Here is a 14,814-nt window from a genome sequence, read left to right as displayed (position 1 = left end):
AGAAAGTATGAAACTAAAAATACAATTTGGAACAAAAGAATTAGAGTTTTATGTAGAATATAGAAATAGAAAAACCATTAGTATATCAGTGGAGCCACCGAGTAGTATTACTGTGGTAGTACCACTAAATACTCCAGAGAATCAGATAAAGGAGATAGTAAAATCTAAGGGTGCTTGGATAGTTCAAAAACTATATTCCTTTAAAAATATGGAGCATAGGAAAATAGAGAGGGAATTTGTAAATGGAGAATCCTTTATGTATTTAGGGAGAAATTATTCACTACAAATCCATGTAGATTCTTCACAACAGGTTTCATCGGTAAAACTCTTTAGAGGTAAGTTCCATGTAACAGTTAATGAAAAGAATGATAGTTTAATAAGAGAAGCCATGGAACTTTGGTATAGAGAGAAGACAGAAGAACAAGGAAGAAAAAGAATAAAGTATTATCAAAGCTTCTTTAAAAAGAAACCAGTAGATATAAAAATAAAAGAACAAAAGAAAAGATGGGGAAGTTGTACAGCAAATGATGAACTTCTATTTAATTGGAGGTGCTCAATGGCAAAAGCTAATGCACTAGATTATATAATAGTCCATGAAATGTGCCATATGTATCATAAGAATCACTCACAAGAGTATTGGGATTTGCTCGCATCTATAATGCCTGATTATGAAGTGAGAAAGAACTGGTTAAAAAATTATGGTGTAAGATTAGATTTATAAATGAGAGATATGAGAATAGGGGAGATAAAAGATGAACAGATGTGATTGGTGTAAATCCGATGAATTATATATAAAATATCATGATGAAGAATGGGGAGTACCTGTTCATGAAGATAAAAAGCACTTTGAATTTTTAGTATTAGAGTCAGCACAATCAGGACTAAGTTGGCTTACAATCTTGAAAAGAAGAGAAAACTACAGACAAGCTTATGAGGATTTTCAAGTTAATAAAGTAGCTGAGTATGGAGAAGATAAAATCGAAGAATTGATGAATAATGTAGGTATAATAAGAAACCGGAGAAAAATTGAGGCATCCATAAACAATGCACAAAAATTTATAGAAATACAAAAGGAATTTGGGAGCTTTGATAAATATATATGGAGCTTTGTTAACAACGAACCTGTTGTAAATAGTTATGAAAATATATCTCAACTACCTGCAACATCAGCTCTTTCCCATGAAGTTTATAAGGATATGAAAAGAAGGGGCTTTAAATTTCTTGGATCTATAACTATATATGCACATCTTCAAGCCACGGGAATTATTAATGACCATATAGATAGTTGTTTTAGAAAAATATAGATGAAAAACGCTTGAAAGCAGTATGAAAATTACTGTTTTCAGCGTTTTATTTATTTAGTTATAAGTTCAGGAATATTCACCATCCCTTATAAATATACTTATTACAAAATCACAGTATGTTTTGGAGGTGTTAGGGTGATTTTAAATATAGAAGATTTTAAAAGAATGTTTCTAAAATCTTGTGAATTGCTAGAGGATAATGTTGATACTTTATCTGAAATAGATTCTAAATTTGGAGATGGAGATCATGGAGTAACAATTGGTAAAATCAGTGGAGTTATACGAGAAAGTATAGTTAATCATAATGAAGATTCTATAAAGGGATTTTTAGAAATCATGGGAGATAAAATAATGAATGTAAATGGAGGGTCAGCGGGACCTCTTTGGGGTACCTTCATTGTTGGTTTATCAGAGGGCATAGAGGAAGAGAAGGAAATCAATGAAGAAAATTTAAAGGATATGCTACTAGCTTCTCTTATAAATATGCAGTTGATTACTAAGGCTAAGGTTGGAGATAAAACCATGATGGATGTGCTTATTCCTGTAGTTAATGGGGCTAGGTATTCAAAAGAGAAACTTCCTGAGTTATTAAGAGATATAGCAGCTTCTGCGGCTAAGGGTGCTGAGGATAGTAAGAATTATGTGGCTAAGTTTGGTAGAGCAAGATTTTATAAGGAACAAACTTTAGGGTATATGGATGCAGGAGCTATGTCATTGTCTCTATTATTTAAGGGCTGGGCAGAAGCATTAGGCGTTTAAAAGTGTAAGTAAATATTAAATAAATTAAGATAATTGTTTTGGGGGTATGAGTTATGAAAATGAAAAAATTTATCAATAATCCAGAAAACTTAACCAGTGAACTTTTACAGGGGCTTGCTCTTGCAAATTCAGACATTTTGGAGTTAAGGGAAAATAATTTAGTGGTGAATAAAGCTTTAGAAAATGCAGATAGAGTTACTATTGTAACATCAGGGGGAACTGGACATGAGCCAGCTATAAGTGGTTTTGTTGGAGAGGGGATGGTTGATATATCTGTAGCGGGAGATGTTTTTGCAGCACCAGGACCTAAGGCTTGTGTAGAGGCTTTAAAGCTTGCGGATAAAGGAAAGGGAGTATTATTTGTAGTTCTTAACCATGCTGGAGATATGCTCACTGGGAATTTAGCAATGAAAGGCGCAATGAAGGAAGGGTTAAATGTTATAAAGGTGGTTACTCAAGAAGATATTGCTAATGCTCCAAGGGAAAATAGTGATGATAGACGTGGGCTTGTAGGATGTATTCCAACCTATAAGATTGCAGGGGCTGCAGCAGCACAGGGAAAAACCTTAGAAGAAATAGCAGCTATAGCACAAAGATTTGCAGATAATATGGCAACTTTAGCAGTGGCAGTGAGAGGTGCTACTCATCCAAGTACAGGATCAATGATTTCTGAGCTTGGTGAGGATGAGATGGAAATCGGTATGGGACAACATGGAGAAGGTGGCGGCGGAAGACAACAACTAAAGACAGCTGATGAAACCGCAGAAATAATGGTTGATGCCCTTATCAAGGATTTAGATGTTAAAGAGGGAGAAAAAATACTTCTAATACTTAACGGAACTGGTGCTACAACTCTTATGGAACTTCTAATAGTTTATAGAAAATGCTTTAACTATTTGAAGGAAAGAAATATTGAGATAGTAGCAAATGTGGTAGATGAACTTCTAACAGTTCAAGAGCAAGCTGGCTTCCAGATGATGATGGCAAGAATGGATGATGAGTTATTGAGCTATTGGAATGCACCATGTAATACTCCATATTTAAAAAAATAGCTATGTTTTAATTAACGGTTAGTAATGGCATCATATTATCCTAGCTTGGGTAATATTAATGCCAACTTCAACAGTCTATTAAAATTTAGAAGTTATAGTGTTAAGTAAATTGTAATTATGCTATTAAGTAAATTGGGGTGTGTTTTTATATGGCAGATAAAGATGGAAATGATTTGAGGAAGGATTTTAAATTAGATATTCCTTATATAAAAAGTGGATTTCATGTTAAGGGGATGGAAAATGTAGATTTTGGCATGAAGGATAGACTTTCAAGAATATTTAATCCGAGAAGTGGAAAAACAGTTATGCTAGCCTTCGACCATGGATATATAATGGGGGCAACTTCAGGATTGGAAAGACTTGATTTAGCGATTCCGCCACTACTAAAAGATGTGGATGTAATTATGGGAACTAGGGGAGCTATAAGAACTTCAATACCTCCAACTTGTAACAAGGCTATTGCTCTTAGGTGTACCGCTGGAAGTTCAGTATTAGATGAGGATATGAGCCATGAAGTTATAGGAGTAAATATTGAAGATGCTATAAGAATTAATGCTTCATGTATGGCAGTTCAAGTCTTTATAGGGGCTAAAGGGGGAAAAACTTCTATAGAGAATTTGGTGAGAACAGTGGATGCAGGAAATAGATATTCAATCCCAACACTAGGAGTAATAGCTGTGGGAAAGGAAATGGAGAGAACCTCTAAGTATTTTCTTTTAGCAACTAGGATGGTAGCAGAGTTTGGAGCACAAATAATAAAAACCTATTACTGCGATGATTTTGAAAAGGTGGTGGCAGCTTGTCCAGTACCTATAGTAATTGCAGGTGGAAAGAAGATTCCAGAGGCTGAAGCACTAACAATGGCTTATAAAGCAATTTCCCAGGGTGCTGCTGGAGTTGATATGGGAAGAAATATATTTCAAGCCGAAAGTCCAAAAGCTATGGCTAAAGCTGTGGGAAATGTGGTCCATGAAGGCTTTACAGATAAAGAAGCCTATGAATTTTATTGTGATATGAAGAATAATTTATATAAGGAAGAAGCTAAAAGTAATGTTCAGATGAAATTTTTTTAGGGAAAGTAAGTCTATGGTTTAACTAAATGTTGATTATGGCATTACATTATTAAGGGGGAAAAGAATTATGGAATTTGTTCATATAGGAGTACCTACAAAGAAGGTACAAGAAAACGAAACTTATATAGAGGGCATGAAGGTTTATGTTACAGACCCTGAAAATCATGACTATAAATTTGAGTATCTTCGCTTTGATGAGGATTCATGGATGCCAAAGAAGATGCAAGGGAATCCGCATATTGCAATTAAAGTACATTCCATAGAAGAGGAATTAAAAAAATGTGAGGAAATTCTTGTAGAACCTACAAAGGTGAATGAAAACACCACATTATGCTTTGCAGTTAGAGATGGGGTTATATTTGAACTTATGGAAATCGCTAGTAAATAATTATAGATTCTAAATCTATATTAGTAGTGAATTTTGGTTATGAATAAAAATCTTATTAATTAAGTAAAGTAGAGAATTCACTGATTCTCTACTTTTTTTATAGTTATATTACATCATAATGGAGTGTTAAATAATATACTTTATATCCCCATCCTTAAATAGATCGTTTATCTCTTTAGTGAAAAACTCTTTCATTTCCTGCAGTTGTTCCTTAGTATATACAAATTTCCCATAGCCAAATTGACCATATTTATATTTTCGTTCTTCGTCTTCCATTGGAAGGGTATTTTCAGGGAATACCTCTAGGATTATGTTTTTAGCTTTTGGAGTGTATCTATGGGATATAACCTCAAAGGTTACAGGGGTAGATAAGTTCTTTGGTAATTTATCATGTAGATCAACCAGTAGTTCTCTATAATCCTTCTTCCAATCTTCATAAAGAAATACGGGTGCGATTAAAAATCCTAGAGGATAACCTGCTTTAGCTACCTTAACGCTGGCTTCTATTCTTTTATCTATAGAGGCAGTTCTATTCTCAAAGTCAGTTATTACCTTTGATGTATTTAGGGTGAAACGAATTTCTGTATGTCCATTATGTTTTATATTTAGAAGGCTATCTACATCATTATATTTTGAAACAAATCTAAATCTCCCATTTTCGCTACTAGCAAAGAACTCTATGGTTTTCTTCAAGCTATGGGTATAAGGTTCTACAGGAATTGGATCAGAAGTTGCAGAGCCTTCAAATAAAGTTATTTCAGGAAGCCTTTCATCAATGTATTTTTGTGCTTGATTTAAAATGTCATCAATATTTACATTAACTTTAGTATAGGGTTTATCTCCAAGATTGGTATTTAAATAACAGTATTGGCAATGACCAATACAGCCAGAAATGAGTGGCAATTGCCAGTGAGCTGATGGTTTACAAGATTGAAACTTGAAGCCTTTTTTTATACCTACAACTAAGGTATCCTTACCTTCTCTATAAAAATTATATAAGTCATCACCAGGAATTCGGTCTTTGATTTTATTAGAAGTTAATTTTATTATTTCTACATTTTTATTATCTTTAAAGGTATTATAAATATTTTTAGCAATATCATAATCTAGAGCTCCTTTTTCAAAGAGTATTCGTTTTGGAATAAACATTTAATAGCTTTAGCAAGGGATATTATAAAAATTAAACCTTACTAAAATTCACCTCACCTTCATATATATTTATAGGGTTATTTTTCACATGTAAGTTAATATTATGTGCAGAAATAAAATGTATATAATATGGTAAGAATAAAATTTCTACTATAAGAAACAATAATGTAGAAATAAACTTTAGGAGGAATGTATCATGACTAAATTAAAATGTGATGCTTGTAGTTGTGCACATAATAATGACTATTATTGCTGTGTGAATTCTATAGAAGTAGGTGGAAAAAGTGCTACTAAACAATCATCCACTTGCTGTGAGAATTTTGAAGAAAATAATGGTGCGATGACAAATTCTACTGAATCACCTAATCCTCAAATGGAGATTGGTTGCCAGGCTACTAATTGTGTTTACAATGGAAATTTCAAATGCGAAGCTAATGAAGTATCTATTGCTGGAGACCATGCATGCAGCAGTAGAGAAACACAATGTTCAACATTTAGCTGTAGATAAGGCATGTTCAATTTACATCTTTGACTTATTATTTATTTTCAGATGCCTAATTAGAATTCTTATCTTCGATCTTAAAATAGATTGAAGTAATGGAGCGGATAGACGTAGGTATATTTAGTAAAAGAGTTATCTCAGATAGAAATTTGAACTTACTATAGTTCATAATTTCTTAATGGAGATAGCTCTTTTATTCTATAGAAATAGGAAAAAACATATATAAAATATTTGAAGTAATTTCATGGCTTTTATAAAAAATGAGAAATATAATCTAAGGCAATTGAAACAGAATGTATAGGGCAGAAGAATATAGATTGAATTTACAGACAAGTGTGACAAATTTATTGTAATGTTATAACAAGTGAGATATGATTAAATTAGGGTGATATTTTAATTACATAATATATGAAATCAAATAGCTAATTATCCTAAAATAGTTTCCTTTGAAAACATATACAATAAATTTAAAGGGAATTTTATTTTAAGGAAGTTTAGTTAATGAAGGAGGGGATGAAATTGAAAAAAGAAATTAAAGATTATATAGTAATAACCTTTGGATTATTACTAATTGCAGTTGGAATTCATTTTTTCTTAGTGCCACATAACCTAGCAGCAGGTGGACTTACTGGTCTTGCAATGGTAGCAAACCATTATTGGCCGAGCCTTAGCATAGGTATGATAATGCTTGTAGGTAACATATTTTTCTTTGTTATTGGATTTATTTTTATTGGAAGAGGATTCGGTACAAAAACAATATATGCAAGTCTTATGCTTTCATTTATAATATCAATTTTAGAAAAGGTTGCTCCTGTAACAAAGCCAATATCAGATGATATGCTTATAAGTCTTATCTTTGGAATATTGATTGGAGCTATAGGAATGGCAATAGTATTTAATAGAAATGCATCTACTGGTGGAACGGATATACCAGCTAAGATACTAAACAAATATGCACATTTAGATATAGGTAAAGGTCTTTTAATTATAGATTTTACTGTAACTGCTCTTGCTGTAATAGCTTTTGGAGCTACCACAGGAATGTATGCACTACTTGGAGTTATAATTAATGGATCAATGGTAGACTTTGTTATAGATGGACTTAATGTAAATAAGAGAGTTGAAATTATGAGTAGTCATAGTGATGACATAAGAAAGTTTATTATAAAGGAATTAGAGAAGAGTGCTACCATATATCGTGCTGTGGGAGCCTACAATTTAGATAAATGTGATGTTATAGTAACTGTGTTAGGTAAGAAACAATTTATAAAGCTTAAGCAATTTATAAAAGAAGAAGATCCCCATGCTTTTATAATAACTCATAATGTTCATGAGGTTTTAGGGGAAGGTTTTACAAGTATATCAGAATAGATAATATTTAATAAAAGAGGCTGTCTCAAAATTGAACATGTTCTAAACTAGTGTTGAAAGTGGACTTATATTATTGCCGCTAAGCCGTTTCGGAACCTTGATTTACTAAAGGCTCTATTCAAGGCTAATCCTAAAATACAACAACTCGCATTCGCTCAAACAGGTTGTATTTTTTTACGGATTAACCATTCATATAGCCTAAGTAAATTCAAGAACCTTGCAAATGGCTTTGCTATCAATAATATTTAAGTCCACTTTCAACATTCAGATAAAACATAAGTCAATCATTTTGAGACAGCCTCTTAATTTTATTTATTAATTATGATAATAGAACCTGTTTTCTGGAAAACTCATTCTCATATGCATTCGAACTTAGAGTAGGTTTATACCATGCTCAGTACATATATCAATATTTTTCTTATCCCATATAGTGGATTGTACTTCTCCAATATGAACTTTGTTTAAAAAGTACATACAGATTCTTGATTGTCCAATACCACCACCTATAGTGTAAGGTAGAGTTCCTTCAAGTAGAGCTTTGTGGAATGGTAAGTTTCTTCTATCCTCAGCAGAAGCTAGGGTTAATTGTTTATCTAGAGCTTCTTCATCAACTCTAATTCCCATGGAAGATAATTCTACGGCTCTATCAAGTAGAGGGTACCAAAGAAGTATATCTCCATTTAAGTTCCAATCATCGTAGTCAGGGCTTCTTCCGTCATGCTTCATGCCTGAATTTAAAAGTCCACCAATTTTCATTATAAATACAGCACCATACTCTTTACAGATTGCATCTTCTCTTTCCTTTGATGTTAAACTAGGGTATTTATCCTCTAACTCTTGAGTTGTAATAAAGGTAATATCCTTTGGTAGTTTATTTTCAAGTGAAATTAAGTTGGTGTTTACGAAATTTTCAGTCTCTTTAAATACTTCATAAATAGAGTTAACTATTGATTTTAATGTTTCTTCTGTTCTGTCTTCCTTTGAGATTATTTTTTCCCAATCCCATTGGTCAACATAGATTGAATGAAGGTTATCAAGTTCTTCATCTCTTCTTATGGCATTCATATCTGTATATAAACCTTCATTTAATTTAAATCCGTATCTATGTAAGCTAAGTCTTTTCCATTTAGCTAAGGAGTGTATTATTTCAACATCTGTTCCAGTAGCTAAGACATCAAAGGATACTGGTCTCTCAGTTCCATTTAAATTATCATTAATACCTGTATTCGTTTCTACGAAAAGTGGTGCAGATACTCTTATTAAGTTTAGTTTCTTAGATAGATTATTTTCGAAAAAATCCTTAATCTTTTTAATATGAATTTCTGTTTCAATAAGTGTGCTGTTGCTATGATAGTTATCTGGAATTATAATACCATCAATGTTCATATAATACCTCCTATATATTAAAATTAATATAACTAAAAATTATGAAAATTTTTTAGTTGTTCCAATTATACTTTAATAAAATATTCTTAACAATAGTAAGGTCAATGTAAACCATATCTAAATTAAATATAAAAAAATTAAATATAAAAAAATTAAATATAAAAAAAAGATGTACTTAATAAAGTACATCTTTTTTAGTTGCTGTGTTCAAAATTAGTCTTGAACTGGAGCAGCTACTGGACAAACGCTAGCGCAAGCACCACATTCGATACATGTATTTTCATCGATAACATATAGTCCATCTCCTGCGCTTATGCAGCTAACTGGGCATTCGCTTTCGCAAGCTCCGCAAGATATGCAAGTGTCTAATATTTTGTAAGACATTAAAAACACCTCCTTTATTTTTTAATCATCAATATCATATCATAATATGGTATAATAATAAAGAGAATTTGGATACAAGTAAGTAAATGGTTTAGACAATACCCATTATATTTACATGAAATTGTATTAAATAATTAAATTTAGAATTTTTTATTTAAATTTATTTAATTTGATTACTAATTTTTTAGAATATACAATGTTAAAATAACTTTAGGATTCAAGAAAATAATATATGATAGAGGTACAAATATGAGTTTAAAAGGCAAAGTGGTAGTAATTACTGGTGGAACTAGGGGAATTGGTAAAGGTATAGCTTTAGAGTTTGCTAAGGAAGGTGCTATGCTAGTATTAAATTATTTAAATGATGAAGAGAGTGCCCTTAAGACTTTAGAAGAAATAAAGTCACTTGGTAATTATTGTACTATTATAAAAGGTGACATAAGTGATTATAACTTTTCAAAAGTTTTAATAGAAGATACAATAAATAACCTTGGAAAAATAGATGTTTTAATAAATAATGCAGCAATTTCTAGAGTTGGATTATTTATGGATGTAAACGAGGTGGAGTTTGATAAAATAATGTCCATTAATTTTAAATCTGTATTTAATACTACAAATTCTGTGGTGAAACACATGATTTCTAGGAAGGAAGGTAGTATAATTAACATATCCTCAATGTGGGGCGAAGTTGGTGCATCCTGTGAAGTTATATATTCTGCATCAAAGGGAGCAATGAACTCATTTACAAAGGCTTTAGCTAAGGAATTAGCTCCAAGTAATATAAGGGTTAATGCCATTGCCCCAGGAGTTATAGATACAAAGATGAATAGATGGATGGGTGAAGAAGAAAGAGAAGAACTTACTTCTGAAATACCACTTGGTAGATTTGGACATGTGTCAGAAATCGGAAGAGCCGCTGTGTTTTTAGCAAGTAAAGAAAGCAGCTATATTACCGGTGAAATTTTAAATGTAAATGGTGGGTTTTAGAATTTGAATTAGGATGATTTAGGTATAATAGATTTATTGCATTAAAATATTCTTTTACGAGGATATTCATATACCTAATATGTAAAGATGTTAGGATTAATATTAAAATTTAGATATATAGAGGAGAATTAATATTTATGAATAGTGTTGATATGAAAACATTAATTAAGATTATAATTGGATGTGTAGCTTTATTTTTATTCTCACCACTTATTTTTGGCGTAATTGGCATTGTGTTTAAAGGTATAATGTGGATTATTTTAGCGGTAGTCCTTACAATAACCATTACTATAATGTACTTTAAACATAAGATTAAAAAAGAAACTAGCCAATATTATGCTACCCATGATAAGAATGAAGTTAAGACTGATGCCTATGAAGCTTCAAGTGAAAAGGCTGACATAGATTATAGTGATGCTACAATTATAGATGTGGAAGAGTATGAGGAGACTCACGAAGATAAATAACATACTGAAACATCTAAATAAACATAAAAAATTTAAAATATATAAATGGCAAAATAAGAAGGACTGTCTCCAAATAATTAAAATATGTTTTATCAATAATATTTAAAGTCAATTGCAATATTATGATAAAACATAATCAATTAGGAGAGAGTCCTTTTTTACACAGTGGAGGTGTAGAAATGAGTAAGATATTATTAATTGAAGATGAAGAAAATATAAGAAAATTTGTGAAGATAAGTCTTAAGCGTGAAGGCTTTGAGGTTATAGAGGCAGGAACTGGAGAGAGTGGTATTGAGGAAGTGGCAAAGGAGAATCCCGATATCGTAATTTTGGATATAATGTTGCCTGGAATTGATGGATATAAGGTTTGTGAATTTCTTAAGAAAAATTATCCACAGATAGGTATAATTATGCTTACTGCAAGGGCTCAAGATGGGGATAAAATCATGGGTTTAGAGTTTGGAGCAGATCACTACATAATTAAACCATTTAATCCCTTAGAGCTTATAGCTATAGTGAAGTCATTGCTTAGAAGGATTAATTTGGATGATAATCTTAAGGTTATAGATTTAACTTCAGGAGTATTTAGGATAGATTTAAATAGTAAAACTTTATATAAAAACCATGAGGAAATTGAACTTACTCCAAAGGAATATTTACTTATGAAGATATTTATAGAAAATCCTAATAGAGCATTTAGTAGAGATGAACTTTTAGATATGGTTTGGGGTTACAATTATATAGGTGAAAATAAAATCATAGATGTAAATATAAGAAGAATTAGAAGTAAGATTGAGGATAACTCCTCTAAACCTAAATTTATTGAAACCGTTTGGGGAACAGGATATAAGTGGAGGGAAGAGTAAGTGAAGTCAATAAAAAGGAAGATATCAAATAGTTATATAATTGTAATAGTAATAACTGTTATAATTATACAACTCATGGTTTATACAATAATTAGAGGCTATTATTATAGTGGTTTAAAGGAGAGTGTATATGGTCAGATTAAGATATCCGCTGACTTCTATAATACATATTTATCTGTAAGTCCTCTGGAAGAAAATATTTTCAATAATGTTGATATGTTTTGGAGTAATACAGATTGTAGAGTGCAAATAATTGATTTAGATGGTCGTGTTATTATGGATTCTTCAGGGGATATGCCAAAAGAAAAAATGGTAACTGATGAATTTAGAGTTGCATCTGCTGGAAACATAGAGGGAGAAGCAACGGTGCAGCAAAGCAGTGATACAGAAGAACGAAGCATAAGTGTAGCATATCCTCTTTATTATGATACTGCTATAGCTGGTGTTCTAAGGTTTACATCATCAACCTCTGGAGTGGATGAAAATATTAAAAATATAATTCTTATAATACTATCACTAGGGGGATTAGTAATTTTAATTTCTTCAACTGTTAGTTTATTTATATCCTCAAGTATAATGAAACCCTTAAACCGAGTGTGCCTAGGGGCGGAGAAGATGGCTAAGGGGAACTTCACTGATCATATACCAAAGTATTCTATGGATGAGATTGGAAAACTTGCAGATACCTTGAATTATATGTCTGGAGAAATCTTAAAAAATGAAAGGCTTAAGAATGAATTTATTTCTTCTATATCCCATGAACTTCGTACTCCTTTGACATCTATTAAGGGGTGGGCAATAGTTTTAGAGTCCTCAGATTTAGAAGATAAAGAGGAAGTAAAAGATGGTCTGAAAATTATAGAGGAAGAGGTTGAAAGACTTAGCTATCTAGTTGAGGAACTATTAGACTTTTCAAAGTTAATATCAGGGAAAATTTCCTTAAGAAAAGAAAAGGTGGACATTAGTGAATTTACTGAGGGGATAATAAAGCAACTAAATCCAAGGTTATCAAGTAGAGGAATTCAGGTGAAAGTAAACAAATCTACTATTTCACCCATACAAGTTGATAGAAATAGAATGAAGCAAGTTTTAATAAATATTTTAGATAATTCTATAAAATTTTCTCCCAATGATTCTATGATAGAAATTAATCTGATTAATGATAATGAATATTTAAAGATTGAAATTGCAGATAATGGCTATGGTATTTCACCAGAGGATTTACCTCATATAAAAGAAAAGTTTTATAAGGGGAAAAATATAAATTCTAGTAATGGTATAGGGTTATCTATATGCGATGAAATTGTGGTATTACATGGAGGAAGCTTACAGGTAGATAGTACTTTAAATGAAGGTACTAAAATTACAATATGTTTACCAGGAGGTGATTTAATATGAGAAAAATAATAAGTATAATTCTTGTATTCACAATTGCTTTTATGATGACAGGTTGTATTAGTAGTTTTAAAGTTGAAATTAAAAGTCCTAGTACAAAAACTATTATAGAAGGACAGTGGAAGGTTAAAGAGTATACTTCAATTAATGAGGATCATGTTAGTGACTGTACTCTTACTGGAAGTGTTGTAAGCTTTAGTAATGAAGAAGTATTTATGTTTGAGAGAGCATATAATAACATAACCTATAAAGCAAAGGTGGTTAATGGAAAAGATTACATTTATAATACTATAGGTTTTATTCCTCAGGATATTGAATTAAAGGATGAGGATATAATAGTTGTAACAATAAGTACAAATAACACTTATTTAAAGGATATAATAGTCAACGGTGATAATATGCTAATAATTCAAGATGATATTATATTAAACCTTGAGAGGATTAGTGATACTCCAATTGCAAATACTAGTTATATGATTAATAGCACTGAAGAAGATGAAGGGCACAAGGATAGTAGTGGTGTACTTTTAGGGCTAAAGGCTCCTAGTGATGAAGGTTTCATATATAAAACTCTGTGGATAACTTATGATGGAAAGAACATAGCAAGTAAGGAATTACCCTATATTTTATTGCCGAGGAAAAATGGATTTTTAAAGGTGGATAATAATAGAATATATAATGAAGATAGGTATTATGATAATATAGAATTTTCATTTTTAAATGGAACTATTAAACAAAAAGAAGAAGTCACAACAAAAGATTCATCAAGTGTAAATAGGGAAGAGGATATAACATTCATTGGAAATGACTATATGAGTGTCAGAACTGTAGAACATGATGAAGAATATAGTAAAGAGTGGTTAAATACCTTCTTAACGGATATGAATAATAGTGAAGAAAAGGTATCTGTAGATTTAGGGAAGATAAGTGATCAAAGAAGTATAAAGGATTTAACTATATCTAACCCTAATCAGTCCCATGATATATATATTAAAGATATAAATACCTTCACTAACTTCGCCATAGAAAGAATACAAGGAAGATGGGCATTTTTTACTTTAGATAGTAAGAAGACTATTAAAGATAATAGTACAGAGGATGAAGAAGAGGGAAGTGTAAGTAGTAATATTGAAATACCTTTAAGGGTATCAAACAATATAGCAAGACACGATGAATTATTTATTCCATGGCAAGGGATAAAAAATGAAGTGCCAGCAGCTATAGATGCAATCTCTTCACCTAATAAAAACATGGCAATAATAAAGACAAAATCTAATCTATATGTTTATAAGATTAATAATAATAAATTAGAGAAAGAGCCAGAGCTTACTATACCGTTAGAAGGATATGAAAATGTAATCATGGCTGAGTGGGCCATGGCAGAATATGTGGGATATTGGACAGAGGAAGTAGACACATTACTTAAGGATAATAAATAGAAGTAACTTAAAGAAAGAGGCTATCTCAAAATTGAATATGTTTTAAACTAGTGTTGAAAGTGGACTTATATTATTGCCGCAAGCCGTTTCGGAACCTTGATTTACTAAAGGCTCTATTCAAGGCTAATCCTAAAATACAACAACTCGCATTCGCTCAAACAGGTTGTATTTTTTTACGGATTAACCATTCATATAGCCTAAGTAAATTCAAGAACCCTGCAAATGGCTTTGCTATCAATAATAATTAATTCCACTTTCAACATTCATATAAAACATAAGTCAATCATTTTGA

At 31.3% G+C, this 14,814-nt stretch carries 16 protein-coding genes; 13 read left to right on the top strand and 3 right to left on the bottom strand.

The window, feature by feature from the left end; translation table 11 throughout:
- The first annotated feature begins 7 nt into the window (after positions 1–7).
- From RSD37_RS03445 to RSD37_RS03420, 6 genes are all read left to right on the top strand, one after another.
- Positions 8–721, top strand: a complete 714-nt coding sequence (locus RSD37_RS03445) for a SprT family zinc-dependent metalloprotease (protein WP_346945296.1) — start codon at positions 8–10, stop codon at positions 719–721.
- Between the two features lie 31 nt (positions 722–752).
- The gene (locus tag RSD37_RS03440; protein WP_346945295.1) at positions 753–1,304 is read left to right on the top strand and encodes a DNA-3-methyladenine glycosylase I; all 552 of its coding nucleotides are present in this window, start codon (positions 753–755) and stop codon (positions 1,302–1,304) included.
- 135 nt (positions 1,305–1,439) lie between these two features.
- Positions 1,440–2,063 (top strand): dihydroxyacetone kinase subunit L, encoded by a 624-nt coding sequence (locus RSD37_RS03435; protein ID WP_346945294.1) that lies wholly within the window; start codon positions 1,440–1,442, stop codon positions 2,061–2,063.
- 53 nt (positions 2,064–2,116) lie between these two features.
- Entirely contained in the window at positions 2,117–3,115 is a 999-nt protein-coding gene (locus RSD37_RS03430) for a dihydroxyacetone kinase subunit DhaK (protein ID WP_346945293.1), read from the top strand.
- A gap of 149 nt (positions 3,116–3,264) precedes the next feature.
- Positions 3,265–4,188 carry a 3-hydroxy-5-phosphonooxypentane-2,4-dione thiolase gene (lsrF, locus tag RSD37_RS03425; RefSeq protein WP_346945292.1) on the top strand — a complete coding sequence of 308 codons (924 nt, stop codon included), beginning with the start codon at positions 3,265–3,267 and terminating at the stop codon, positions 4,186–4,188.
- A 67-nt stretch (positions 4,189–4,255) separates the two neighbouring features.
- Positions 4,256–4,576 carry a hypothetical protein gene (locus RSD37_RS03420; RefSeq protein WP_346945291.1) on the top strand — a complete coding sequence of 107 codons (321 nt, stop codon included), beginning with the start codon at positions 4,256–4,258 and terminating at the stop codon, positions 4,574–4,576.
- 126 nt (positions 4,577–4,702) lie between these two features.
- On the opposite strand, the gene splB is transcribed toward RSD37_RS03420, so the two are convergent.
- The gene (gene splB / locus RSD37_RS03415; RefSeq protein ID WP_346945290.1) at positions 4,703–5,725 is read right to left on the bottom strand and encodes a spore photoproduct lyase; all 1,023 of its coding nucleotides are present in this window, start codon (positions 5,723–5,725) and stop codon (positions 4,703–4,705) included.
- 196 nt (positions 5,726–5,921) lie between these two features.
- On the opposite strand from splB, the gene RSD37_RS03410 reads away from it, so the two are divergent.
- Together RSD37_RS03410 and RSD37_RS03405 are read left to right on the top strand one after the other, a co-directional pair.
- A complete protein-coding gene (locus RSD37_RS03410) occupies positions 5,922–6,233 on the top strand; it encodes a DUF1540 domain-containing protein (RefSeq protein ID WP_346945289.1) in 312 nt (103 codons plus the stop codon).
- A 507-nt stretch (positions 6,234–6,740) separates the two neighbouring features.
- Complete coding sequence (locus tag RSD37_RS03405) at positions 6,741–7,598, top strand: YitT family protein (RefSeq protein ID WP_346945288.1); 858 nt, start codon at positions 6,741–6,743, stop codon at positions 7,596–7,598.
- Positions 7,599–7,970: 372 nt separating this feature from the next.
- Here RSD37_RS03405 and asnA read toward each other — a convergent pair whose 3' ends face one another.
- Together asnA and RSD37_RS03395 are read right to left on the bottom strand one after the other, a co-directional pair.
- The gene (asnA, locus tag RSD37_RS03400; protein ID WP_346945287.1) at positions 7,971–8,984 is read right to left on the bottom strand and encodes an aspartate--ammonia ligase; all 1,014 of its coding nucleotides are present in this window, start codon (positions 8,982–8,984) and stop codon (positions 7,971–7,973) included.
- A gap of 213 nt (positions 8,985–9,197) precedes the next feature.
- Complete coding sequence (locus RSD37_RS03395; RefSeq protein WP_346945286.1) at positions 9,198–9,368, bottom strand: 4Fe-4S binding protein; 171 nt, start codon at positions 9,366–9,368, stop codon at positions 9,198–9,200.
- A gap of 249 nt (positions 9,369–9,617) precedes the next feature.
- Between RSD37_RS03395 and RSD37_RS03390 the strand changes: the two genes are divergently transcribed.
- From RSD37_RS03390 to RSD37_RS03370, 5 genes are all read left to right on the top strand, one after another.
- Positions 9,618–10,355, top strand: a complete 738-nt coding sequence (locus tag RSD37_RS03390; RefSeq protein ID WP_346945285.1) for an SDR family oxidoreductase — start codon at positions 9,618–9,620, stop codon at positions 10,353–10,355.
- 137 nt (positions 10,356–10,492) lie between these two features.
- Entirely contained in the window at positions 10,493–10,822 is a 330-nt protein-coding gene (locus RSD37_RS03385) for a hypothetical protein (protein ID WP_346945284.1), read from the top strand.
- A gap of 179 nt (positions 10,823–11,001) precedes the next feature.
- Entirely contained in the window at positions 11,002–11,688 is a 687-nt protein-coding gene (locus RSD37_RS03380) for a response regulator transcription factor (RefSeq protein ID WP_346945283.1), read from the top strand.
- Positions 11,689–13,086 (top strand): HAMP domain-containing sensor histidine kinase, encoded by a 1,398-nt coding sequence (locus RSD37_RS03375; RefSeq protein ID WP_346945282.1) that lies wholly within the window; start codon positions 11,689–11,691, stop codon positions 13,084–13,086.
- Complete coding sequence (locus RSD37_RS03370) at positions 13,083–14,522, top strand: hypothetical protein (RefSeq protein ID WP_346945281.1); 1,440 nt, start codon at positions 13,083–13,085, stop codon at positions 14,520–14,522. The genes RSD37_RS03375 and RSD37_RS03370 overlap by 4 nt, the downstream gene beginning before the upstream one ends.
- The last annotated feature ends 292 nt before the right edge of the window (positions 14,523–14,814 follow it).

Source organism: Clostridium sp. (assembly GCF_036646415.1).
Classification (GTDB): domain Bacteria; phylum Bacillota; class Clostridia; order Clostridiales; family Clostridiaceae; genus Clostridium_J.
This window is presented reverse-complemented; position numbering and strand designations above follow the sequence as displayed.